This is a genomic window from Paenibacillus sp. J31P13 (genome assembly GCF_056269295.1).
In genome coordinates this window covers 91,657-115,105 of record NZ_JBWDNR010000006.1, presented here as the reverse complement: position 1 = coordinate 115,105, position 23,449 = coordinate 91,657, and the positions used below count along the sequence as shown (strand labels likewise).

General features: G+C 43.5%; 23 protein-coding genes. 7 read left to right on the top strand and 16 right to left on the bottom strand.

Annotated features, from left to right (window positions below):
* Positions 1-38: 38 nt before the first annotated feature.
* The 9 genes from AC0YOD_RS20245 to yicI all read right to left on the bottom strand — a co-directional run bounded on the left by AC0YOD_RS20245 (position 39) and on the right by yicI (position 9,056).
* Positions 39-686 carry a 3D domain-containing protein gene (locus AC0YOD_RS20245; RefSeq protein ID WP_475801139.1) on the bottom strand — a complete coding sequence of 216 codons (648 nt, stop codon included), beginning with the start codon at positions 684-686 and terminating at the stop codon, positions 39-41.
* Between the two features lie 125 nt (positions 687-811).
* Positions 812-1,711 (bottom strand): CAP domain-containing protein, encoded by a 900-nt coding sequence (locus AC0YOD_RS20240; RefSeq protein WP_475801138.1) that lies wholly within the window; start codon positions 1,709-1,711, stop codon positions 812-814.
* A gap of 231 nt (positions 1,712-1,942) precedes the next feature.
* On the bottom strand, positions 1,943-2,629 hold the full coding sequence (locus tag AC0YOD_RS20235) for a peptidoglycan recognition protein family protein (protein ID WP_475801137.1): 687 nt from the start codon (positions 2,627-2,629) through the stop codon (positions 1,943-1,945).
* A 154-nt stretch (positions 2,630-2,783) separates the two neighbouring features.
* A complete protein-coding gene (locus tag AC0YOD_RS20230; RefSeq protein WP_475801136.1) occupies positions 2,784-3,620 on the bottom strand; it encodes a DUF4097 family beta strand repeat-containing protein in 837 nt (278 codons plus the stop codon).
* Positions 3,621-4,154 (bottom strand): HAAS signaling domain-containing protein, encoded by a 534-nt coding sequence (locus tag AC0YOD_RS20225; protein WP_475801135.1) that lies wholly within the window; start codon positions 4,152-4,154, stop codon positions 3,621-3,623.
* A gap of 17 nt (positions 4,155-4,171) precedes the next feature.
* On the bottom strand, positions 4,172-4,492 hold the full coding sequence (locus AC0YOD_RS20220) for a PadR family transcriptional regulator (protein ID WP_475801134.1): 321 nt from the start codon (positions 4,490-4,492) through the stop codon (positions 4,172-4,174).
* 217 nt (positions 4,493-4,709) lie between these two features.
* Positions 4,710-5,732, bottom strand: coding sequence for a Gfo/Idh/MocA family protein (locus tag AC0YOD_RS20215; RefSeq protein ID WP_475801133.1), 1,023 nt, complete (start codon positions 5,730-5,732; stop codon positions 4,710-4,712).
* Positions 5,733-5,757: 25 nt separating this feature from the next.
* A complete protein-coding gene (locus tag AC0YOD_RS20210; protein ID WP_475801132.1) occupies positions 5,758-6,528 on the bottom strand; it encodes a sugar phosphate isomerase/epimerase family protein in 771 nt (256 codons plus the stop codon).
* Between the two features lie 206 nt (positions 6,529-6,734).
* On the bottom strand, positions 6,735-9,056 hold the full coding sequence (gene yicI, locus AC0YOD_RS20205; protein WP_475801131.1) for an alpha-xylosidase: 2,322 nt from the start codon (positions 9,054-9,056) through the stop codon (positions 6,735-6,737).
* Between the two features lie 178 nt (positions 9,057-9,234).
* On the opposite strand from yicI, the gene AC0YOD_RS20200 reads away from it, so the two are divergent.
* Together AC0YOD_RS20200 and AC0YOD_RS20195 are read left to right on the top strand one after the other, a co-directional pair.
* The gene (locus tag AC0YOD_RS20200) at positions 9,235-10,146 is read left to right on the top strand and encodes an AraC family transcriptional regulator (protein ID WP_475801130.1); all 912 of its coding nucleotides are present in this window, start codon (positions 9,235-9,237) and stop codon (positions 10,144-10,146) included.
* Between the two features lie 145 nt (positions 10,147-10,291).
* Positions 10,292-10,519 carry a 3-dehydroquinate dehydratase gene (locus AC0YOD_RS20195; protein WP_102709951.1) on the top strand — a complete coding sequence of 76 codons (228 nt, stop codon included), beginning with the start codon at positions 10,292-10,294 and terminating at the stop codon, positions 10,517-10,519.
* Positions 10,520-10,622: 103 nt separating this feature from the next.
* Here AC0YOD_RS20195 and AC0YOD_RS20190 read toward each other — a convergent pair whose 3' ends face one another.
* Positions 10,623-12,386 (bottom strand): glycoside hydrolase family 2 protein, encoded by a 1,764-nt coding sequence (locus AC0YOD_RS20190; protein ID WP_475801129.1) that lies wholly within the window; start codon positions 12,384-12,386, stop codon positions 10,623-10,625.
* A gap of 163 nt (positions 12,387-12,549) precedes the next feature.
* Between AC0YOD_RS20190 and AC0YOD_RS20185 the strand changes: the two genes are divergently transcribed.
* Both AC0YOD_RS20185 and AC0YOD_RS20180 read left to right on the top strand, forming a co-directional pair.
* On the top strand, positions 12,550-13,449 hold the full coding sequence (locus tag AC0YOD_RS20185; protein ID WP_475801128.1) for an ArsR/SmtB family transcription factor: 900 nt from the start codon (positions 12,550-12,552) through the stop codon (positions 13,447-13,449).
* Positions 13,450-13,552: 103 nt separating this feature from the next.
* Entirely contained in the window at positions 13,553-13,972 is a 420-nt protein-coding gene (locus AC0YOD_RS20180; protein ID WP_475801127.1) for a CBS domain-containing protein, read from the top strand.
* Positions 13,973-14,045: 73 nt separating this feature from the next.
* On the opposite strand, the gene AC0YOD_RS20175 is transcribed toward AC0YOD_RS20180, so the two are convergent.
* Both AC0YOD_RS20175 and AC0YOD_RS20170 read right to left on the bottom strand, forming a co-directional pair.
* Positions 14,046-14,702: a hypothetical protein gene (locus tag AC0YOD_RS20175; RefSeq protein ID WP_475801126.1), complete on the bottom strand. Its 657-nt coding sequence runs from the start codon at positions 14,700-14,702 to the stop codon at positions 14,046-14,048.
* An 86-nt stretch (positions 14,703-14,788) separates the two neighbouring features.
* A complete protein-coding gene (locus AC0YOD_RS20170; RefSeq protein ID WP_475801125.1) occupies positions 14,789-16,030 on the bottom strand; it encodes an MFS transporter in 1,242 nt (413 codons plus the stop codon).
* 258 nt (positions 16,031-16,288) lie between these two features.
* Between AC0YOD_RS20170 and AC0YOD_RS20165 the strand changes: the two genes are divergently transcribed.
* Positions 16,289-17,179, top strand: a complete 891-nt coding sequence (locus AC0YOD_RS20165; protein WP_475801124.1) for an ROK family protein — start codon at positions 16,289-16,291, stop codon at positions 17,177-17,179.
* 37 nt (positions 17,180-17,216) lie between these two features.
* On the opposite strand, the gene AC0YOD_RS20160 is transcribed toward AC0YOD_RS20165, so the two are convergent.
* From AC0YOD_RS20160 to AC0YOD_RS20145, 4 genes are all read right to left on the bottom strand, one after another.
* Positions 17,217-17,795: a TetR/AcrR family transcriptional regulator gene (locus AC0YOD_RS20160; protein WP_475801123.1), complete on the bottom strand. Its 579-nt coding sequence runs from the start codon at positions 17,793-17,795 to the stop codon at positions 17,217-17,219.
* 22 nt (positions 17,796-17,817) lie between these two features.
* Complete coding sequence (locus tag AC0YOD_RS20155) at positions 17,818-18,528, bottom strand: MBL fold metallo-hydrolase (protein ID WP_475801122.1); 711 nt, start codon at positions 18,526-18,528, stop codon at positions 17,818-17,820.
* Positions 18,529-18,620: 92 nt separating this feature from the next.
* Positions 18,621-19,535 (bottom strand): ribokinase, encoded by a 915-nt coding sequence (rbsK, locus tag AC0YOD_RS20150; protein WP_475801121.1) that lies wholly within the window; start codon positions 19,533-19,535, stop codon positions 18,621-18,623.
* A gap of 155 nt (positions 19,536-19,690) precedes the next feature.
* The gene (locus AC0YOD_RS20145) at positions 19,691-20,971 is read right to left on the bottom strand and encodes an adenylosuccinate synthase (protein ID WP_475801120.1); all 1,281 of its coding nucleotides are present in this window, start codon (positions 20,969-20,971) and stop codon (positions 19,691-19,693) included.
* 109 nt (positions 20,972-21,080) lie between these two features.
* Here AC0YOD_RS20145 and AC0YOD_RS20140 point away from each other — a divergent pair, with 109 nt between their 5' ends.
* Both AC0YOD_RS20140 and AC0YOD_RS20135 read left to right on the top strand, forming a co-directional pair.
* Positions 21,081-21,959 (top strand): LysR family transcriptional regulator, encoded by an 879-nt coding sequence (locus tag AC0YOD_RS20140; protein ID WP_475801119.1) that lies wholly within the window; start codon positions 21,081-21,083, stop codon positions 21,957-21,959.
* 167 nt (positions 21,960-22,126) lie between these two features.
* On the top strand, positions 22,127-23,425 hold the full coding sequence (locus AC0YOD_RS20135; protein WP_475801118.1) for an ArnT family glycosyltransferase: 1,299 nt from the start codon (positions 22,127-22,129) through the stop codon (positions 23,423-23,425).
* Positions 23,426-23,449 lie beyond the last annotated feature (24 nt).

Here is a 23,449-nt window from a genome sequence, read left to right as displayed (position 1 = left end):
CCGCTCATAGTGAGGGATTTTCGGCTTCTCTTCTTTCTTTATTCGATTACAAATACTTTTACACTTTGAATACCAAAGGACTTAGCCTCACTGGTTGTTCCAGGAACAAATATATCAACACGATTTCCTTTGATGGAGCCGCCAATATCTGTAGCAGTAGCGATCATTCCACCAACAGGCAAGCCTTTATAGTCATAGCCGGTTACATAAAGCTTCGTTCCTAACGGAATCATTTTAGGGTCAACGGCAATTGTTCCTACTTTAAGTTTATCGCCAAAATAATCAACAGCGCCCCACTTGCCATTCTCTGATGCTGCTGCTGTATATGCTGTAGCTTGTACAATTAATGATTTTGAGTATGCGTATGATTTCCCATTAACAGCTTTAACACTTTGTTTAGATACGGTTGGTGCTGACGGTAAAACTTCAGCTTTATCTGCTGATTCTGCTTTAACCGTTGTTGTTGTCGGTATGGACAACTTCAAGCCCTCATATAGGTTCAAAGGATCTATGTTAGGATTTGCTCCCATCAGTTTGTTCAGCGGTACATTATACTGCTTGGAGAGCTTCCAGAATGTATCATTGTCTTTCGTAGTATGTGTTTTTTCAGCTGCGCTTGCAGTTCCTGCTGCCAACATGACCGATAATCCGATTACTGCTGCGGTAATAGTACTTCTTTTCAACATAAGTTAAATCCTCCGGTTCTCTTTCGACGTTTCACAACTTCGATAGAGGTATTTGAAAAAAATGGATGTTAAGGGCGCTAAGCGCCCTTAACCATTATTTTTGAAATGATTGGTTTATTAAAAAACTAGCCTGTAAACTCTTGTACCCATTCACCATTTACATAGCCAACACCGATTTTTGTGAAGTTACTGCTTAAAATGTTTGCCTTGTGACCGGCACTGTTCATCCAAGCTGTCATAACCTCTTGCGGTGTTCTTTGACCTGATGCAATGTTTTCACCAGCATAAGAATAAGTGACACCATAAGAACGCATCATATCAAAAGGAGATCCGTAAGTTGGTGAAGTGTGGCTGAAATAATTGTTTACGTCCATATCTTTTGCTTTATCAGTCGCTACTTTTGTTAGAAGCGCATCGCTTTTCAATGCAGGCAAGCCTACTTTAGCACGTTCTTGGTTAACCAAATCAACGACTTGTGATTGATAAGCACTCATGTTGGAAGATCCATTATTTGAAGAATCCGTATTGCCTCCTCCAGTTGAGGAATCCGTTCCAGTTCCAGGTTTCGTTACTGTACCCGATCCTGTACCTGGTTTTGTTACTGTGCCAGTTCCAGGCTTCGTTACCGTGCCTGATCCTGTACCTGGTTTCGTTACTGTTCCAGTTCCAGGCTTCGTTACTGTACCCGATCCTGTACCTGGTTTGGTTACTGTGCCTGATCCTGTACCTGGTTTTGTTTCAGTCCCTGTACCAGGTTTCGTTTCTGTATCCGTTCCATTGCCAGGCTTTGTAATGGAGCCTATTCCAGGAAACTTAATTGCAATGCTATCGAATAGCTTGCTGAGATCCAAACCATATTTATTTGTTATTTCTTTGATGGAATCTTGATTAAGCATGTAGGTTTGAATGGTAGAGTTAGTAATTACTGCAGGTGCTGCTTTTGCCGTTGGAGCCGTAAGACCCGCACCGATTACAGTTGCTGCGATTAGACTAGCGACACCTACACGTATTGGTTGCATCTTCATTAATTATTCCCCCTGTAAGGTAAGTTTTTTTGATATATGAAAGTGTACGATCATGCCTACAGCCTTCATATATTTTCAAGCGTATGAGGTTGTTCTCTCCGACGCCACCTATCTTAACACGAGTATTTCACTGCTTCATGACACAATAACTGGTAATTAACTAAAAACAGGGCTCAAAACAGCACTGTCACTGCTTTATGAGAATATGCTCATCATGTATATCAAGGATTGCTATAATTGTCCGCTAACCTTTCTAAGCTCATTTGCTAAGCGATGAATCTCATCCTTCTCCGCCTTCGTTCCAGCAGCAAACCATGCGGGAGAAAGCCAGTTTGAGATGATTTTATTTGCATCTGCCGGACTCATATCTACACTCTTCCATTCCCTTACTAACTGAAGGAAAGAGGATTTATTAACAGCGCTGCCTGGACAAGTTTTTGCAGGATTCATTTCCCGATGAAACTTAATTTCGGTTTCTGGCAGCTTCCACATCGTTGCAATTGCATTCGTCAGCTTCACCGCTGTGGCTAACTGTGCGCCCTCCAATTTTTCTGCCCCGATATCAAAATTACCGATCATTTCGAACATAAACGGATGAATACCATCCTTATCGGGATCATTATAGCCAACGGCTGAAGCAGGAGCGATCAGCAACGATCTGCCCTCCCATATAAACCCATCAGGATCTATTGTCGCGTGCTGCGCAATATCGCCCCATTGATTCGTAATCGCATGGAAACGCCACATCGATTGAATAAGTTTTATCTTCTCAGCTGCTTCACGGTAATCAGCAATAGTTGGCTTCCACGTTCCATGAACATGAATCTGCGAGAATTTCACTAATGAGACAAATGGTTTTAAATACTCCACATATTCCGCATACGTGAATCTGCGAAAGTCTTTGCGTTCGACACTCATCAAGAACACCATCCTTTCCATAATCTATTCTTATACCATATGCAAAGGGTGGATATCGGAAACGACTTAAACCTAATGAGTAAAAGCGAGTATCCTTCCAAAAACAAAAAAAGAGCGTTGAACTGTTTCCAGTTCACGCTCCCATTGCTGCCATCTAACGCTGATTAAGCTTCACATTGCCAACTTCTGTTTCAATATCAATCGTGATATCACCATTGCCAATCTTCTCATTTATATTCTTTTTACTATTGGATGAGATACCCTCCCAGTCCATTTTGACATTGCCTATTTCCGACATCAATCTAATATTTGCTGATTTTGGCTCCTCATCAACACTAATCGTTACATTTCCGACTTCCGATCCAATCGTGATATCATTCTGGATGGTTTCAGCCTCAACACGAATGTTTCCGACATCACTTTTCATCTTCAAGGCACCTGTTCCATCCGTCAATGTAATGTTGCCGGTATCCGTTTCAACATTAAACTGCTTCGTTGCATAATTGGTTACCTTCACATTGCCAACATCCGTATTAATATTTATTATATCTGCATTCATATCTTGAATATCAATATTCCCTGTATCGGCATCCACTTCAATGGAATCCCAGAGACGCTCCGGCAGCTCAACAATCAACTTCGTGTTAATGACAGTCCAGCCAAATGTAAATCCGCTATTGTTAATTTTACTTTCAATTTCAAGAACATCGCCCTTTGTCACCGCTTTTAACGTGATTTTATCCAAATATTTTTCACTAACATTTCCTTCAAGCCGAATCTTAATATCTTCTGAATCGCCGCGAATCATTTCCAAATTGAATGTATTCGTTTTGGCATACAGTGAACGAATTGTTTTGGCATCGATCGTCTTCTCCTGCAGGAAAGGTTCACCTTTGAGTTCTTTATTAAAGTCATCTTTGTCAAACAAAAAGAATGCACAAACAATTCCTATTCCGAGCATAATAAGTGCGATAGCAACAAGCTTCTTCATCTATTTATTCCCCCTAACGATACGTGTATTGAATTTCAAATATTTTAATGTCATTTTGAAAAATGCCTTTGTCAAAGCATTGGTGCCGACAGCCAGCAATAGGCTAAGAGAAGTGCTGATTAGGATAAATGTTAAAGCTTGAGCAATTGAAAATCTGTCGTACCAATAGCTTTCAGCTGCAATACCAATGCCTGCCAGCCCAATTCCAATAACGGATCCCCACAATGCAATTAGTACACCAGCTACAGCTACATAGGGCCCTAATACAAAAATAATATTGAACAAGCCTAGGCTGACAGTTGCGAACACAGCGCGTGAGAGCTTGCTGAAGCTCTTGTTCGTCTCCGCTTGATCTACTCGGTAGCTCAGCAGCAGTTCTCCAGCGATCAGCTTAGGATCGCCTAGCTCGCGTGCTGCTTCCTCCTCAGTCTGACCATTTTCTACTGCCTGCTGAAAGTGAATATAATAATCATAAAGCCATTCCTTCCTAGTCGGCTCCGGTACTCTCTTTAGCAACCCTTCTAATTCATTCATGTACTGATCCCTGATTGTCATGGCTTAAGACCTTCCTCTACAATTTCATTAACCGCTTCAGTGAATTCTTTCCATTCTGCGATGAGATGCCGCATATGACTCCAACCCTCTGAGGTTAGATGATAGTACTTGCGCGGCGGCCCCTCTGTTGATTCCTTCAGATAGGTGGAGAAATAACCGTCTTGTGTAAGTCTGCTAAGCAGCGGATATACGCTCCCTACAGCAACCTCGAATTTTTCTGATATCTTAACAGCTAATTCATAACCGTAGCGATCACCTCGAGTAGCTAATACCAAGACGCATATTTCCAGCACGCCTTTTTTAAATTGAATGTTCATTTGTTGTCCTCCATTAATGAAACGAAACTATAATAACTTCGTGAAACCCCATATGGTGCATAGCTTAGTATTAATTAATGTAGTATAGTGTTTCGTAGTTGTCTTCCAATAACTAGATATTACCATATGCTATTCTACAATGCAAGATAGTGTGCAAAAAAGAATACCCCTGCTAAAACGCCTTGAGCGTTTTTTGCAAGAGTATCCCTATCATTCATTAATTTACGCTTACAAACTTACCTGTTGCTTGTGATTCGAATGCGCATAAAATAACTTTCAATGACGCGCGACCATCCTCACCGCTTACAGCAGGTGTCGTGTTCGTAAGAATACTTTCCAAGAAAGCATTGATAACGCCGCTTGTTTCTTGCTTATCATTCGTTGAGATTGCACCTACTTTATGCTTCTCAATCGTTCCGTTACGAAGCTCAACAATAACTTGATCGTCATGATGCGTACCAATTTTCATTACGCCTTCCTCACACCAAAGGATCGTGCTGTTGTCTTCACCTTTGTAGTAGGTCCAGCTTGCAACAAGCGTACCCATTGCGCCGCTCTTCATACGAAGCAAGCAAGACGCATTGTCGTCAACCTCTGTGCCTTGTTTATGAAGCGTTCCTACAAAACCAGCAACTTCCGAAACCTCATCGTCCAGCATCCAGCGGATGAGATCAGATTTATGCACGCCAAGGTCACCCATTGCGCCCATAATTGCTTCCTCTTTGCGGAAAAACCAGCTTTCAGCTCCATCAATGCTCCAGCCGTCTGGACCTGGGTGCCCGAAGGAAGTACGGAAAGTGAGTACTTTACCTAGTACACCGGATTGCAAAATTTGTTTCGCCTTCACATGCGGCGGCATGAAGCGTTGGTTATGTCCAACCATCAGGTGAACATTATTTTTCTTAGCAGCCTCAATCATTGCCTCTGCTTCAGCATCAGTAACGGCCATTGGTTTTTCTACAAGCACATGCGCACCTGCATTTGCAGCAGCAATTGACATAGGAGCATGCAGAGCATTTGGCGTACATACGCTTACTGCATCTGGTTTAACTTCTGCAAGCATCGTTTCATAATCTGCGAAGGCTTTGCCTCCGAATTGATCAGCATAATGCTGTGCACGTTCAAGTATAGGATCAACGAAAGCCACTAGCTCTACTTGATTATGTGCTGCATATTCCGGGATATGACGGTATTTAGAGATGGATCCGCATCCAATGACTGCTACGCGTACTTTTGACATGAAATTTTCCCCTGCCTCTTCGTTATTAGTTATTTAAGAAGTTTTTCTTAATCCATTCCATACTCTCAGCAACCGCTTCAAGAGGTGGATTAGCACATGTATCCTGCTCCACAATCAACCACTCCACAGATGCTTTCGAAGCAGCATCAATGATTGGCAATAGCGGCAAATCACCGCGACCTAGCTCAACCGTATCAATTTGCTGACCTTTTTCACCTGCACGGAAATCTTTTAGGTGAAGAAGCGGCAAACGACCCGCATATTTTGCAATATATGCAAGAGGATCTACTCCGGAATATTGAACCCAGCCGATATCCATCTCTACTTGCAGATATTGAGGATCAATTCGCGCATACAGGGCATCAAATAGAACTTCCCCATCCAAGATCACTTCAAATTCAAACTCGTGATTATGGTAAGCGAATGTAATTCCTTCTTCACGGAAACGCTTTCCGTATTGTTCGAAATTAACCATGTGTACACGCCATGACTCCACGTCGCGAGCTTCTGCCGGCAACCATGGACAAATCGCATATTTCGCTCCAATAGTTTTCAGATAAGCAATTTCCGCTTCGATGTTCCCTTCAAGCAGGTGCAAGCCAATGTGGCTGCCAATTGCTTTTAAGCCGAGCTCATCCAACAAAGCACGCATATCTTCCGCTTTAATGTCGCCATAACCCGCGAATTCAACGCCTTCATATCCCATCGCTGCAACTTTGCGCAAAGTACCTTCGAAATCTTCGGCTGTAGCATCGCGAAGAGTATACAATTGTAGACCAACATTCATCCTTGTCATATCGCTGCACTCCCTTATATTAATAATTTTGATGTATTTGATTTTGCTTTATGACTTTCATTATATCGACAGTTAACGTTGAAAAATAGCTATCTTATTAGCATTTTCTTATGCGATTTTGCTCATAGCTTGTTTCTAGGGTCCAAAAAAGAAAAGCAGCACCGATTAAGTCAATGTGTGACTGAATCGGTGCTGCTTTGATGTCATTAGATGTTGATAGTGAAGCTCAATTGCTTAGAACCTGCCGCAAATGTCAATGTATTGCCGTTAACTTCTGCATCAGAACCGTCTACAGAGATGTTATCGCCATGACCTTTAACTGCAAATGTGAATGGTTTGCCGCTGCCATCAATTTTAACACTAATAGCATTGCCATTACGGCTGGCTGAAATCGTCATTTCTGTTGCGCCCTTCACATCACGAACTTTCGTTTCTGCTGTTGAACCATCAGAAAGATTATGAAGCTCAAGTGAAACGCCATCCGCATAATCATAATCCGGACGTACATCATTTGCTCCGAGAGCGATAATGGAGTTCGGACGTACGAATAGCGGCAAGCTGAAGAAATCATATTTCTCTTTGCGCCATGATCCGCCTTCAACAACCTCACCGGACAGCAGATGCGTCCATTTGCCTGCTGGCAAGTAATAAGTGACATTGCCTGCTTCATTGAAGATTGGAGCAACGAGCAAAGAATCTCCCAGCATATATTGACGGTCGAGAATTTCGCTTGTTGGATCCTCAGGGAATTCTAGAACCATTGCGCGCATAGATGGCAAGCCTTGCTCTGTAGCTTGTACAGCCGTGTTGAATAAGTAAGGCATAATACGGCATTTTAGTTTCGTGAAGAAACGAGTCACATCAACCGCTTCTGTATCGTAAGCCCAAGGCACCCGGTACGATTTGCTGCCATGTAGACGGCTGTGACTGGATAGCAAACCAAATGCTAACCAACGTTTGAATACATGCTCAGGCGCTGTATTTTCAAATCCGCCAATGTCATGGCTCCAGAATCCAAAGCCGGAAATACCGAGTGACAAACCGCCGCGAAGGCTTTCTGCCATCGACTCGTAATCCGCATAGCAATCGCCGCCCCAGTGAACAGGGAATTTTTGACCGCCAGCTGTAGCAGAACGAGCGAACAAAGCAGCTTCATTTTTACCAAGCTTCTCTTCAAGCACTTCAAATACCACTTTATTATAGAGCTGCGTGTAGTAGTTATGCATTTTCATTGGATCTGATCCGTCAAAATAAGTGACATCAGTCGGAATACGCTCACCGAAGTCTGTTTTGAAGCTATCTACTCCCATATCTACTAACTCGCGCAAGTAGCCTGCATACCATTCGCATGCCGCTGGGTTTGTGAAATCAACAAGCGCCATACCTGGCTGCCATAGATCCCATTGCCATACATCTCCGTTTGGTTTTTTCACCAAATAACCGTTTTGCTTGCCTTCCTCAAAGAGGCGCGAGCGCTGAGCGATATAAGGATTGATCCATACGCAAATTTTCAAGCCTTTTTCTTTCAAACGAGTTAGCATGCCAACTGGATCTGGGAATACGCGCTCATCCCATTTAAAGTCTGTCCAGTGGAACTCGCGCATCCAGAAGCAGTCAAAGTGGAATACGTGAAGCGGCAAATCACGCTCTGCCATACCGTCAACAAAAGAGTTTACTGTTGCTTCATCATAATTCGTTGTGAAAGAAGTCGTCAGCCATAGACCAAACGTCCATGCCGGTGGAAGTGAAGGCTTGCCCGTCAAATCTGTATATTTGTTCAGAACTTCCTTCATACTTGGACCGTCGATTACGAAATACTCAAGAGATTCTCCCGTTACGCTGAACTGCACTTTTTTCACTTTCTCCGAAGCGATCTCGAAGGAAACTAGCTCAGGGTGATTAACGAATACACCATAACCTTTGTTTGTTATATAGAAGGGAATGTTTTTGTATGATTGCTCAGAGCTTGTGCCGCCGTCTTTATTCCAAAGATCAACAACCTGTCCGTTTCTAACGAAAGGTGTGAATCGTTCGCCAAGACCGTATACCCATTCGCCAACACCTACATCTAATTCTTCACGCATGAACGTGTTGCCGTTGTCTTCTTTAATGTAAGCCATCGATTTTTGCGTGCTTCCTGTAATTCTTTCGCCATTACGATAGAAATCAACAGCCCATTCAGGACCTTTGCGAATGTGAACGCTCAAGTTGCCGCTTGTAAGAACAGCTTCTTTATCATTTTCTTCTATAATGACATGCTCGCCTGTTTGCGAGGAAAGTTCAAATACGGGACCGCGCTCTGTTACCCCTGCATGGTGAACAAGCTTAACGCCGATAATGCCTGGCAGCGGGGAGTGAAAGTGAACCGTCAACAGCATCGTATCGAGCATATTAGCACGCGTTACGATTGGTTGCGGTGAAGCATAAGCAGTAAGTCTGCCGTTTTGTTGTTCAAAATCATGTACTTGAACTGCTCCAAGCACCTTGTATTCATCACGAATGAGCCAGTTGCCGTCTGTAAATTTCATGGACTGAACCAACCTTTCCAAAATTCATATTATTTTTATTTGCAATGTTTCATAATTGCATTATACTGATAATCAAACACATAAATCTAACAAAATCATGCTCATCTATAGCACTATTTTGATATATTGCCTCTTCGACAGCAGAATTTTCATTACAACCTCAAGGAGGCTTTTCAAAATGGACCAAACAACGCGTCATTCTCTAAAAGAAGACCGCATGCATGGCGACAATATGTTCCCGTTAGCCGCCTATTGGATTGACCAAGAAGAGGCTGGCGCCCCCGTTCTGGATTGTCACTGGCATTCGGAAGCAGAATTTTTTTATGTGCTTGAAGGTGAAGTGCTTTTTCAAGTGGATACTGATTATTTTCCGGTTCGAGCAGGTGAGGCTGTATTTATAGATGGCGGAGACATTCATGCTGGACATGCTCTCGGAGATAAGGGCTGTTCCTTTTGCGCTATTGTATTCGATACTCATTTGCTGGCAAGCGCAAGCTATGATGCCGCACAGGAACGTTGTATTCTGCCGCTGCAGGATAAGAAGAGGACATTTCCAAGGCACATCAAGCCGGATTCCGATTGGGAACGTGCACTGCTTGGACATTTGCATTGCATCTTAGATACTTGCTCCGAGCAGAAATCAGGCTTAGAGGCAGCTATCAAGGGACGACTGTATTTGATGCTTCACGAAATCGCTGAAGATGGCCGCTCCTGCAATCGCAGTGAAACCAATTCAGCGGACACAACAAAGATCGATAGACTGAAGACTGCTATCGTCTATATGCAGAAAAATTTTCATCGTCCGATCCGAATTGCAGAAATAGCGGAACAAATTCCGATGAGCGAAGGACAGTTTTGCCGCTTCTTCAAGACTATGACAAGACAAACGCCTATTGAGTATTTAAATGCTTATCGGATCAGGCAAGCAACGGAGCTGCTTCTTCAGCCCGAACGAAAAATATCGGCTGTAGCGCTTGATGTCGGCTTCGATCATATCAGCTACTTTGTTAAAGTATTTCGCAAATCAATGAAATGTACACCTTCTCAATTTCGCAAAAAACAGCTCGAAACGGTCGATCGCCGTCCATAAACGGCGAAAACATGGGATAATGATTGATTTTCCGCAAAAGTTACAGCTTTGTAACCAAATACTCACTTAATTTTAAGAATTATTTAATAATTGTACGTTAAACTGAAAAAAATAAAAAATCCTTCGCGGGATGGAGGTCCATACCATGAAAACGATGCTGTTGTTCCAAAACAAAACGATACCTGTCTATTTAACAGATACTAATAAACAAGCAATTGAAAAACTATCCGCTGTCCTTAATCGTAAGCTTGCTACAGGCAAGAATGCACTAAAAACATGTATCAAATCTTTGATTAGCGTTGAAATTGTAGGAAGTGAAGCTACCCTTCATTCATACTCAGAACGTGATACCTTAACTATCTCTCTTTACTAAATAGAGTCTTCTCATAAAATAATCAAAATACCATTTCATTTCAAACATACTGTTCTTAAAATGAAAAGGGGATGGCGCATTGATGCGTCATCCCCTTTCTCTATTATTTTGTGCTGCGGCCTTCGTTTATCGCACGAATGACAGCCAGTGAGACCTTAGGCTGACGATCATAAGTCATTAAACCATTAATCTCCTGCTCTACATCCGTTAGCTGGGTATAGCAGTAGCCTTGTACAGCATTCGACAAACGAAGCGGCTTAATAACTGCCTCTAGCTTAGCTATAAAATCTTCGTCATTATCCGCGCCGGAATATCCCCAGCCCTCCCAATCGCTTTTCTTATAAGCAATTCCGCCAAATTCTGTGATGAGAATCGGCTGTCCACTGTATGCGTAGCCCCCTACAGAAAGCTCTCGATTAGCCGGTCTTGCTGCAATTGCTGCCGCAATCGAGCCATACCTTTCAGAGAGTACTTCCTCACGCCACTCATAATCATGAATGTTATACAAATCTGTCTCAACCATTTCCCAGCCGTCATTGGAAACAACAAGTCTGGTCGGATCAAGTGATTTCGTCAAATAATACATCGTCAGAGCATGCTCCTGCTGCTGTTTATCAATAAGAATGTTTGGCACGCCCCAGCTCTCGTTCAGAGGCACCCAAACGACAATGCTGGGATGATTATAATCGCGCTCCAGCACCTCCTGCCATTCCTTCGTAAACTTGCGAACATATTCACTGGAATACTGATAAGCATTAGGCGCTTCACCCCAAACGAGCAGCCCAAGCTTATCGCACCAATATAAGTAACGCGGATCCTCAATCTTCTGATGCTTGCGTGCGCCGTTAAATCCCATTTCCTTCGTCAGCTCAATGTCTCTGCGTATCGCTTCATCACTTGGAGGTGTAAGATTCCCGTCAGGAAAATAGCCTTGATCGAGAACGAGCTTCATTTGATAAGGACGATTATTTAGACTAAGCTTACCGTCCTCAATTGAAATTTTTCGCATGCCGAAATAGCTTGCAACCTCATCGATTCCCTCTCCATTTTGCAATACCGTAAATTTAATATCATATAAGCTTGGATTCTCAGGCGACCACCAGCGACCAAGCCCATGATCATTAAAATCCTCCAACCCAATTGTACGCTTCGTTTGATTGGCTCTAATGGAATAACAATCACTTGCTACGGGCTGTCCTTGAAATGTAATATCGACCTTCAACTCCATAATCTTGCCTGATATATTGCCATGCAAATAAGCATCTATTTCAATTTCATTCGTATCCAAATGCGGTGTAAATCTGACCTTCTCCAAATGAATGTCAGCAACTGCTTCTATCCATACGGTCTGCCAAATACCAGTCGTCCTCGTATAAAAAATACTCGCTGAGTCCTTCAGCCAATACTGTTTTCCCCGAGGTAGAGTAACATCCTTGCTATAGTCAACCGCTCTAACCACGATCCTATTTCCCTTGTCCGTTAGCGCATCCGTTATATCAGCAAAGAACGGCGTATGCCCGCCCTCATGATAAGCAACCTGCTGTCCATTAACCCATATCGTAGCCTCATAATCCACTGCTCCAAAATGCAGCAAAACACGCTTTTTCAAAAAGCTGGCTGGAATTTCCAACTCCTTGCGATACCAAACGATGTCATGGAATTCAGAATCGGCAATACCGCTGAGCTTGCTTTGGAATGAAAAGGGGACTTGAATGGTTTTGGAGAATGGAACTTGACCTTGGCTCCACTTCAGAGCAAGACCCTCATTCTCATCATCAAATTGAAACTCCCATTGCCCGTTTAAGTTGATCCAGTTTGCTCTAACATGCTGCGGTCTCGGGTACTCAGTTCGTAGTGGATTAGTCAATTTTATACACCTCTTATAGTTAATTTAAAAGTTAATAATTAATAAACCAGTGCATCATTAGACATATAATAATTTACAGGCGCTCATTAGTCAACTTGAAAGTTGAATAGTTAACTTTCAAGTTATATACTAATAGAAAATGAAATAAAACGAGGCGTTAATAATGATCATTGAGGTTAATAGTCGTAATCTGAAATTTCTAGAATGCTTTTCATCCGATACGAGAATTAAAATTATTGAGCTGCTGAATGAGCGTCCTACGAATATAAAGGATTTAGCAGAAGCGCTAAGCCTTTCATCTGCAATCGTAACTAAGCATATACAAAAGCTTGAGGAAGCACAGATCATAACGACTGAGAGCATACCGAGCACGAGAGGCCGGCAAAAAATATGCCATCTTACCCTTGACTCAGCAACACTGCAATTTCGAACCAAGGATCAGCCTGAGCCAAATCGTTATTCCGTATCTATTCCAATCGGACAATATGCTGCCTATGAAGTAAAACCAACCTGCGGACTAGCATCCGATACGAAAATAATTGGAATGGTCGACGATCCTCGTTATTTTTCGGACCCTGAGCATGTGAAGGCTTGTCATTTATGGCTGGGAAGCGGTTATATCGAATATCGTATCCCTAACTACTTAGTCGGAAAACAAAGGGCAAGCAGCATTTCCATCTCGCTTGAGATCTGCTCGGAAGCCCCTCACTATAATGAAAATTGGCCATCCGATCTGTCATTCTACATGAATGATGTACTTTTGGGCATGTGGACTTGTCCAGGCGATTTCGGAGCTGTTCGGGGAGTCTATACGCCAGCATGGTGGGATCTTGGAACGCAGCACGGATTGCTGAAACAAATCACTATAGATTCAGAAGGCTCTTATATCGACGGCATTAGGATGTCGGATCAAACGATCCATGATTTAGCTATCGGTTATGGAGACGATATCCGATTCCGCATACATGCGCCTGAATCCGCAGGCCATAGCGGTGGTCTAAGTATGTTTGGCAAGGGGTTTGGCAATTACGATCAGGACATTCAAGTGTATGTAGCCTACTAATATAAAATTTTTTTTACAAAACGTTAACTGTTTGAGCCATTGGAATTAATGAAAGAGGATTATGATAGGGGTGTAAGCAACTCATGAAAAAGGGTGATCAGACATGACATTTACTTTTTTGATGGAGCAGCGCACCTCTAATCCTAGCAACTCGATAGCCAATCACTTGCAGGAAACACCTCGTATGTATGCAGGCCTAACCTGTTATGAAGCACTTCGTTTGTTCCAAAGCAATCCAGAAGCCACTTGTGTCGTCGTATGCGATAAAGCCAACAGTCCTGTAGGACTCGTTATGCGTGATTTATTCTTCTTAAAGTTTAATGGGCCTTGCGGAATTGATGTGCTCGGCAGACAATCAATAACAAAACTGATGAAACGAGCGACTATAACGGCAGATATTAATCTCCCCCTCCAAACATTAATCGAAGCATGCTCCACCCGCCCCGTCGGTAATCAACATGATTGTGCGATCATCACTCTAAACGGCAAGCTTATTGGTATCGTAAAAACCGAGGATCTATAGAGCCTATTGGCTGAAATAAGAATAGAAAAACGAGCTGCTCTGGGATTAACCAATGCAACTCGTTATTTTGTCATTACTTTGTCGTAGACTCTTGTTGATCCTGCTGCGGCTGTCTGCCACCACCACCACCGCCACCGAATCCACCCGTACTCAGTGAAATGGTCTCAGCTTCTTGCGTATCATCCTTAAGGGTAACGGACAGGATATCATCCGCCTTCAAATCGGCAAGTGTAAGTACTTTTTCTACCATTTTCTCATTCTCGAAGGTCATGGATACGATTTTTGTTGCGTCCGTTACTTTAATGTCAACGGTCTCATCAGTGAACATGGCATCCATATTCATCCTTCCACCGCCTTGTGGAGCAGTACCGTCACCTGCTGGCGCTTGCGGGCGTTCACCTTCCGCCGGCATTTCACCTGCTGGCGGTGATTGCTGCCCACCATCAGCAGGCTTCTCGCCTGTACCGTTTCCTTGCGGACGACCGCCTTGTCCCATCGTCATAGATGATTTATATACGGTAATAGTCTGCCCTTCAATGGATTTCACTTTCCCCATTAGATCTGCCCCCATGCCCATTCCAGGCATTCCGCCACCGTTTTGTTTCACACCATCTGTACCGCTTTGCCCTTGTTGCTGACCTGTTTGAGCTTCAGCCTCTTTGTCTGATCCGCATCCAGTTAAAGCAGCAGCAATAACAACTGCACTAAGCATGACTTTCCATTTATTCATATTTTTCATCTCCCCTGCTTATTCATCTGCATTCCTTTGTGGATAAGGAATTGTAGCATAGGAATATGAACGAGAAATGAACAAATCTATGGTAACGGTCTGCGCTTCCAATTACCCGAAACAAACAGCATCGTTCCGATCCAACCACAAATAGAGGCTGCAATAAGCAGCGTAGATAATGAAACACTTGTTGTCAGAGATGAGCTAAGAATAGGAGCAAGCGTTCCTCGAAAGCCAAAAAGCATCAAATGCAATCCAAATACCATTGCCTCTCGTCCTGGTGCAAGCCGGAATACGAAAGCAAGAATACCGATATCCCAAATGGCTTCGCCCACACCTTGAATGGCATTCCCCGTGATGACCGCTGCATAACTGCCCCAGAGACCATAAAGCATCGGTACTATCGCATAAGCAGCAATACCGAACACAAGTGTATATTTAATATCAATCCGATCAATCATCCAGCCTGCAATAAAGAACGTCAGCAGCAAAGCTGTAAAATAGGCAACACGAGCGTATCCGATTTGTATATTAGAGAGTTCCAGCACATCAACCTGAATAATCTGATATAACGGATTAGCAAGCATATTGCCAAAGCCCGCAAATGATGTTGCCGCAAGGAAAACAGCAAGTGTTCGGTTTTCTTTCACCAGCTTCCATTGCTCTTGAAGAGGGAAGCGGCTTCCTGTTTTTAAAACCTTAGGTTTTGACTGCGGAGTCTGCTGCGTCAGCTTTAACGTACTAAATAGTCCTATAGAAAGCATCCCCGCAAGCGATGCTGCGATAAGAGGTCCAGACGGACCGAAGGCATCCGACCAAGTTCCAACAAAATAAGCGAGGGGGATCATAATAATTCCCATTGCCACGCGAACATACCCCATCAATCTCCCGCGCAAATCAGATGGATAGATCCGTGATACAAGAGCAGCATAGGCTGGAGCCTGAATACCCATTAATAATTGAAAGGCCAGAACAGCCACTACATAAACAGATGGATATGCGAAAAAGGCAGGAAAAAGCAAAAGAAGCCTTCCGATCGCATTCGGTATCATAACGAATGGCTTTGGATTATTTGCCTTCTCAATCCATGCAGCCCAAAAAGGAGAAAATAACAATCCGACTGCTGGAGCTGCTGACAGTAATCCTACTTGAAAATTGCTTGCTCCTTGCTGAATCGCAAAGGCAATATAGAATTGATTTAGAACAACATTAAATAAACTGAACAAACAGGATGCGCCTAAGTCAATCCGGGCATTTCTCCATACATGATTCGTCATCGGCATTCCAAATTTCATCACAGGCATATTTGATTTCGTTATGGGCTCCATATAGCCGAATACCTTCTTTTCTAGTAGGTTTGAACATGATAAGAGGATTCCTTGCTCCGCAAGAAATCCTCTCTCCAGCTCCTCATTTGATTGGATATTACTACAATCATTTTTATTTGTACAGCATTAGTTACGGGCCTTATTTTCAAGAATCTATCCGTCCTATTCGTTGTGCTTTACTTTCTAATATTCCTTGAATATGATAGACTTTTTTAGTCACGAAAACACATTATTTTTTGCTTATTTGGAGGGTTTATAGTGAGTATTGCAATTGGAATCGATATTGGTGGAACAAAAGTAGCATTCGGCTTTGTAGACGAGCAAGGAACGGTCATCGCCAAGAGTTCTCTCAAAACAGACTTGACGGTCGCACCCGATGAAATGATTACTCGTATAGCAGAAGCAGTTAAACAATTAGCCCAAGAGAACGAGCTTTCTTTAGATACGATGAAAGGCATCGGCGTAGGAGCGCCCGGTCCACTGGATACACGAAACGGTAGACTAACCTGCCCTCCAAACTTAAAAAGCTGGTGGGGGTTCCCTGTAGTTGAAGCCCTTCAAGCCCAGCTGCCCCTGCCTGTCAAAATGGAAAATGACGCTACAGCAGCTACGCTTGCTGAGAAATGGCTTGGCGCTGCTAAGGATTCCGAGCATTTCATCTTCATCACGATCAGCACAGGTATTGGCGCCGGCATCTATATGCATGGCAAGCTGCTTACCGGCTCAACTGGCAATGCTGGCGACGCCGGCTTTATGATTGTAGATCCAGCCGGTACCCCTTGGGAATTGGTTGCCTCCGGCACAGCCGTTGCCCGTCAAGCAACGGAGCTGCTCGGTCGTGAAGTTACCTCCAAGGAAGCATTCGATATGGCCAAAGCAGGCGATCCGCAAATGTCTCAGCTCGTTAATCAGGTTTTTAACTATATCGGAATGGGCTGCGTTTCACTGATCAACATCCTTGATCCAAACAAAATCGTCATCGGCGGCGGTGTTTCACAGGTTGGTGAGCCGCTTTTCACAGCTGTTAGAGATTATGTGTCGAAAAACGCACTTAACCCTTCAGGCAGACAAACAGCTATTGTTCCTGCAGATTTGAATCAAGATGCTGGCTTGATTGGCGCAGCTGCGTTAGTGCAAGTGGAATATTAGTAGAAGAAAAAGAGCACTAGCCCCTTATCTTTAGGGTCTAGTGCTCTTTTTGTGTAGAATAGCGGAGTCCGTTCAAATAGGTTTGCATGACCAGTCTCATGCTCTCATCTACGGACTGCGGCATCCCAAAACCGCCTTTTTGCTCAATGGCTGCAAACCCGTGCAAAAAGCTTCGAAATCCTCGTACGACATGAATCGATTGATCATAGCTTAATTGGTATACGCCTAGCGTTTGTACCAATAAATCAACAAGCGCCTTTCCTTGCGCAGCATATTCAACCTCTTCTGCGTCTGGCGAGCGCAAAGTCAAATCATAAAGCCCCGGATGCGATCTTGCAAAAGCGAGATATGCAGAAGCAATGGCATGAAAAGCTTCATCGCCCGTCTTACCCGCTAAAGCTTCAGTAATCGATTCATTTAGCAGCTTTAATCCATGTATCGCCAGCTGAATTCGCAGCCCTTTTAAGCCATTAACATGATTGTATAAGGAAGGAGAACGAATACCCAGCTTCTGGGCAAGCGATGCAAGTGTTACTTCCTCCACACCTGAGGAATCCGCGATTTCAGCGGCCGCCTCCACGATTTGCTGCAAATCCAATCCGATTCTTGGTGACATTGCCTAAGCTCCTCTTCATCTTCTATTTTGCTAAAGCACTTTCCGCTTCTAATATAGCTTTGTCCATAATAGGTGTCGGTTGATTAATCATATTCCCGTGACCAACTGCCAGTAACGTTGGCTTTAAAGCTCTCAATCGACGTGCTGTTTCCAGACTCGTTCCCTTATCCCAAGTCGCCAAAGCCGGAAATGGAAACGACCATTTCATTTGTCCTGCTACCGCAACGCCAGAACGGGATTGAAAAGCATCTCCTGCTATTAAAATATGATTGCGCGTATCTAAAAACGCCATTGAGCCAGGCGTATGACCTGGAGCTGCGATCGCAAGCAGGGAACCGATTTTGTCACCATCTTGCAGCAGCACATCAGGCTTGGTTCTCACATTCTTCGGAACGCCGCCTCGTATAGGGAATTTCGGCTCGTTATCATCTAGTGAACGATCACCTGCTAATAGGCGTGCATCTCTTTCTGATATAAAAACCTGTGCCAATGGAAGCATTGCCTTCAATCGATCCAATGCTCCTATATGATCATCATGTGCATGCGTTAATACGATACGTGTAATCGGTTTTCCTATTTTTTCAGCAGCTTCTAAAATCGCCTTGGCATTGTTAGCCAGCGCTGCGTCCACTAACGTTAATTCATCTTGCTCTTCAACCAAATAACAGTTTACTGGAAATATCTTCGGTAAATAAGTTAGTTGTATAACCGTCTTTTCCCGTATAAATCTCATCCTAATCGTCCCCTTCACAAAGAAAACTAATACCATTAGTTTTATAATAAACTAATGGTATTAGTTTTAGCAAGCCCTTTTTTAGAAAAGCTTTATTTTTGAAGAAAGGCTGCTATTTCATCCCTTGAAGGAATCGAGGTTTGAGCGCCTGCTTTGGTCACTGCTAATGCAGCAGCTGCCGCAGCAAACTGCAGTGCTTCCTCCGTTGATTTCCCCTCTACGCTTGCAGCTGCATAAGCTCCTAGGAATGTATCGCCTGCTGCCGTCGTATCAACAGGCTTTACTCGAAAGGCTGGTATGGTCAGTGCGTCGGTTTGGGCATTTTTATGAACACAGCCCTTTTCTCCTAATGTAATGATAACGTTTGACGCCCCTTTATTAAGAACCCAATCTGCCGCCGCATAAACGGAATCTTCATCACTTATCGTAATCCCAGAAATAACAGCAGCCTCTGTCTCATTAATAACCAGAGTATCGATATGAGGAAAAACCTCATCCGCTATTTTTACTGCTGGAGCAGGATTGTACAGAACACGTACGCCATTGCTGCTCGCGCTATGTATGACTGATAAAGTCGTTTCCCATGGAATTTCATTTTGCAGCAGCACTGCATCAAACTCGGACCATTCCGGAATCGCTGAAGCAACGTCCGCTGCCGTCATTCCTCCATTTGCACCTTCTGAAAGTACAATGTTATTCTCGCCATCGCCATTAACTGTAATAATAGCAACGCCTGAAGTGCCTGATCTTCGCAGAACATGTTCGGTCGCAATGCCATTATCTCGCAATGAACCAATTAACGTATCTGCAAAAGAATCCTCGCCAACTGCGCCGATCATCACGCAATCACCGCCTGCTCGCGCTGCCGCAACCGCTTGGTTTGCACCTTTGCCCCCTGGGAAATAAGCCGTTCCAAGACTATGAATCGTTTCTCCCGGCAAAGGGAATTGCTTAACGCTATTTACAATATCCATATTTATACTTCCAACAATGAGTATTTTAGACATGGTACACTCCATCCTTCCTTTTCCAACAAATATCTTCATTATATTAGACAACTTGCATTCATTTTAACAGAATCACGAGTGTAATGTGGAATCGTACAAAGAAGGCAGTGTCTCGAAGTCCATTACGACTCTAATGACACTGCCTTCTATATAACTTATCGAATAATGAGCTGCTCGCGTCTCGGTCCAACGGATACAGTTGCTACCCTAACACTCGTCGATGACTCTACAAAATAAACATACTGCTTTGCCGCTTCAGGCAAATCTTCAAATTTACGTATATGAGTAATATCACAGCTCCATCCCGGCAATCGCTGTAGAACAGGCTTCGCCGAATCAAGCTTTGCTGTAACCGGGAAGAAATCCTCCATCTCTTTTCCATCCTCCTGGTACGATACGCATACCGGTATTTCCTCAAGATAGCCAAGAACATCCAGATTCGTCAGCGCTATCTCTGTTGCTCCTTGCAGCATACAGCCATAACGAGTAGCCACTGCGTCAAACCATCCCATACGTCGCGGACGTCCTGTCAAGGCGCCATATTCGCCCCCGTCCCCGCCAAGTCTGCGCAGCGTACTCGCTTCTTCTCCTTCAATTTCGGATACGAAGGGTCCTGCTCCGACACAGCTTGAGTAAGCTTTGACGACTGCAATAATTCGCGTAATCGCATACGGCGGAAGACCTGCACCTACCGGCGCAAAGCCTGCAAGTGTAGAAGACGAAGTCGAGTAGGGATAAATACCGTGATCAGGATCTCGCAATGCTCCGAGTTGACCTTCCAATAAAATATGCTCACCTCTTCGATAGGCTTCATGAAGCAGCTTGCTCGTATCTGATACAAATGGACGAAGCTTTTCTGCAAGTTCCAGGAGCTCTGGAAGAAGCTCCTGCGGCGTTATAGGCTGGCGGCCATACCACTTTTCAAGCAATATATTTTTGGCTGCCAGCGTTTGCTCAAGTCTGAGCAATAATCGCGATTTATTATACAAATCTGCTACCTGAATACCAAGCTTCGCATACTTATCTGCATAAAAAGGAGCGATTCCTCGTTTCGTCGAACCGAAACTATTCTCGCCGAGTCTCTCCTCTTCCAGCTCATCAAATAAGCGATGAATCGAAAGTACAATCTGAGCCCGCTCCGATATACGAAGCTGCGGCTCAGGCACTCCGCGTGCAAGAAGCTCTTCTCTCTCCCGCAGCAGAACCTCCCCGTCAAGCGCGGTTCCCGGTCCTATCACATTAATTACCTCTGGGTTAAACACGCCTGATGGCAGCATATGAAGAGCAAATTTTCCGTAGCTGTTTATTATCGTATGCCCGGCGTTGCTGCCGCCTTGATATCTAACGACATAAGACGATTTTGCAGCTAAAGCATCTGTCATTTTCCCCTTGCCTTCGTCTCCCCAATTCGCACCTACAATCGCTGTTACTGTCATTCCAATCGCCTCCGCTCTTGTAATTACCTCACAACGTTTATTATAATAGCTAATATCACATTAGAAAAATTGATATAACTAATATCATGTATTAGGTGAGGTAATAGCTATGGTCGTAAATATGGAATGGTATCGTGTTTTTTATTGGACAGCCAAAACAGGCAGCCTCTCTCGGGCAGCGGAGCAGCTCTATATTACGCAGCCTGCTGTCACACATACGATCAAACAGTTAGAAGCCAAATTAGGCGGACAGCTTTTCTTCCGTATGGCAAAAGGGGTTAAGCTTACCGCTGAGGGTGAGGTGCTGTATCGCTACATTGAGCAAGCTTACAGCTTTATGGAGACAGGCGAGAGAATGATAGCAGAAATGCATGAATTGCAAAAAGGAGAAATGAGTATCGGTGCCAGTGATACCCTATGCAAGCATTATTTGATGCCATATTTGGAGAAGTATCATAGCATGTACCCTTCCATCCGCATTCATGTTACCAATCGAACAACTCCTGAAACCATTGCGCTGCTCAAGGCAGGGAAGATCGATTTTGGTATTGTCCATCTGCCTGCTACAGATAAGCAGCTGGATTTTCGCGAGAGCTTGTCTCTTCAAGATTGTCTCGTTGCTGGACAATCCTATGCTTCACTTGCAGCAGGCACGCTCGAATTGGAGCAATTAAACCAGCATCCATTGCTATTATTGGAGAAAGGCAGCAGCACTCGCCTTTTCCTTGATGATTACGCAGCTCGCAACGGCGTTAGTTTTTCACCTGAGCTCGAGCTCGGCAGTATCGATTTGCTTGCACAATTTGCAAGAAGCGGCTTTGGAGCAGCATTCATTGCTCGTCATTATATTCTCAATGAACTCGCTTCCGGTGAGCTGATCGAAATACCGCTGAACCCTCCTGTTCCCGCTCGCAGCATTGGCATAGCCACACTTCGCGGTGTTCCTCTATCCGCTGCATCGAAACGATTTCTTGATCTGCTGCCCTAGGTGCGTGCTATGTTTGAGGATTTTTCAATCGCAATTGTGCGCATGTATATACAAAACAAAAATAATTTTCATATCCTCAGAACCTTTTTCATATTTGGCTCGTCATGTTATAGTTAGAGGAAATTTTGTAATAACAGGTATTTAGAGATAGGAAAGGTGTGTATATTTTGTTTAAGCTGCGCGAGGTCTCATTCCCCATTAAAGCCACTCTTATTGCGACTATTATTCTGGTGATCGCGTTCAGTGCAGCATCTGTTCTCATGTATGGGGATTACTTTCTACTCGGCTCCTATGAGAAGCTCAACAATGATGATGTGAAGTATGTAAACAGTGCAAAAATATTATTAAATAAGCACACTCTCGCTTATAATAGCGGAGAATCACCTTCAGCCTTCATTATGCCCGGCATGCCATTTGTATTATCGGGGCTGATGCTCATTTTCGGACAAGGGGATGCCGCAGTTATTGCGTTCCGCTTACTGCAAGTTCTTTTGCAAGGCTTCTCCATCTATCTTATTTTTGTTCTAGCTAACTATTTATTTAATAGCAGAGCAGCTATTATTGCCAGTATAGCTACAGCGCTTTATTTGCCCGATTACTTCTCATCAGGCGTCATTTTATCAGAAACAATGTTTCGAACAACCTTTATTGCATTAATCTGCTTTAGCCTGCTCGCTTTAAAGACAAACCTTACGAAGCATTATGCCATTGTTGCCCTGCTAGTTGGGATAGCCTGTTATTTCAAACCGCATACGATCCTTTTTCCAGTCGTATTGTTTATCATCTGGCTAGTAAACAGACTCTCGTGGAAGCTAATCGTCAAATATACGGCCATTATTTCAACGATCCTAGTCCTTATTCTAGGTCCTTGGTGGATACGTAATTATGTTACATTTGATAGCTTCATTCCTTTCACGAAATCGGCAGGAAATCCAATGCTATTAGGTGCTCTTGTGAATAACGCTGCTCCGTCTCAAGCCTTCTTCGATGCTCATCCGGAATACACAGGAGGCAGAAACAGCTTATTTGTAGGCTCTGATGATGATAATGTAGAAACAGCGAAAAAGATTGTGAAATATGGCTTTAAAGAGGAGCCGTTAACCTATCTGAAGTGGTATACCGTTGATAAAATTGAAGGACTCTATCAAGGGGTTTACTATTGGAAGCCCGTGTTTGGCGTTTCTGGTGAAGCCATAGTCATTTTCCATACGCTCATGATGATTTTAGGCTTCATTGGACTGATCCTGATGCTTATTCAAACCATTAGGCAAAAGAATATACCATATTTACTGTTATTGCTCACACTTGCTTATTTTACAGTCATTTATATTCCATTCGTAGCCTTCTCCAGATATGGTTATCCGAATATCTTTATTATTTTCATAGCTGCTGCATTCTTAATAAGTAAGCTGATAGATGTAGGTAAAAATAGAGCCTCAAGCAAAATGAAGCAAAATTTAACGTAGATTTCAAAAAGGATATACTTAATA

Bases quoted from the DNA above. Each gene is read 5' to 3' on its own strand.
- AC0YOD_RS20245 (WP_475801139.1), bottom strand. From the start codon at position 686: ATGTTGAAAAGAAGTACTATTACCGCAGCAGTAATCGGATTATCGGTC.
- AC0YOD_RS20240 (WP_475801138.1), bottom strand. From the start codon at position 1,711: ATGAAGATGCAACCAATACGTGTAGGTGTCGCTAGTCTAATCGCAGCA.
- AC0YOD_RS20235 (WP_475801137.1), bottom strand. From the start codon at position 2,629: ATGAGTGTCGAACGCAAAGACTTTCGCAGATTCACGTATGCGGAATAT.
- AC0YOD_RS20230 (WP_475801136.1), bottom strand. From the start codon at position 3,620: ATGAAGAAGCTTGTTGCTATCGCACTTATTATGCTCGGAATAGGAATT.
- AC0YOD_RS20225 (WP_475801135.1), bottom strand. From the start codon at position 4,154: ATGAATGAATTAGAAGGGTTGCTAAAGAGAGTACCGGAGCCGACTAGG.
- AC0YOD_RS20220 (WP_475801134.1), bottom strand. From the start codon at position 4,492: ATGAACATTCAATTTAAAAAAGGCGTGCTGGAAATATGCGTCTTGGTA.
- AC0YOD_RS20215 (WP_475801133.1), bottom strand. From the start codon at position 5,732: ATGTCAAAAGTACGCGTAGCAGTCATTGGATGCGGATCCATCTCTAAA.
- AC0YOD_RS20210 (WP_475801132.1), bottom strand. From the start codon at position 6,528: ATGACAAGGATGAATGTTGGTCTACAATTGTATACTCTTCGCGATGCT.
- yicI (WP_475801131.1), bottom strand. From the start codon at position 9,056: ATGAAATTTACAGACGGCAACTGGCTCATTCGTGATGAATACAAGGTG.
- AC0YOD_RS20200 (WP_475801130.1), top strand. From the start codon at position 9,235: ATGGACCAAACAACGCGTCATTCTCTAAAAGAAGACCGCATGCATGGC.
- AC0YOD_RS20195 (WP_102709951.1), top strand. From the start codon at position 10,292: ATGAAAACGATGCTGTTGTTCCAAAACAAAACGATACCTGTCTATTTA.
- AC0YOD_RS20185 (WP_475801128.1), top strand. From the start codon at position 12,550: ATGATCATTGAGGTTAATAGTCGTAATCTGAAATTTCTAGAATGCTTT.
- AC0YOD_RS20180 (WP_475801127.1), top strand. From the start codon at position 13,553: ATGACATTTACTTTTTTGATGGAGCAGCGCACCTCTAATCCTAGCAAC.
- AC0YOD_RS20175 (WP_475801126.1), bottom strand. From the start codon at position 14,702: ATGAATAAATGGAAAGTCATGCTTAGTGCAGTTGTTATTGCTGCTGCT.
- AC0YOD_RS20170 (WP_475801125.1), bottom strand. From the start codon at position 16,030: ATGGAGCCCATAACGAAATCAAATATGCCTGTGATGAAATTTGGAATG.
- AC0YOD_RS20160 (WP_475801123.1), bottom strand. From the start codon at position 17,795: ATGTCACCAAGAATCGGATTGGATTTGCAGCAAATCGTGGAGGCGGCC.
- AC0YOD_RS20155 (WP_475801122.1), bottom strand. From the start codon at position 18,528: ATGAGATTTATACGGGAAAAGACGGTTATACAACTAACTTATTTACCG.
- rbsK (WP_475801121.1), bottom strand. From the start codon at position 19,535: ATGTCTAAAATACTCATTGTTGGAAGTATAAATATGGATATTGTAAAT.
- AC0YOD_RS20145 (WP_475801120.1), bottom strand. From the start codon at position 20,971: ATGACAGTAACAGCGATTGTAGGTGCGAATTGGGGAGACGAAGGCAAG.
- AC0YOD_RS20140 (WP_475801119.1), top strand. From the start codon at position 21,081: ATGGTCGTAAATATGGAATGGTATCGTGTTTTTTATTGGACAGCCAAA.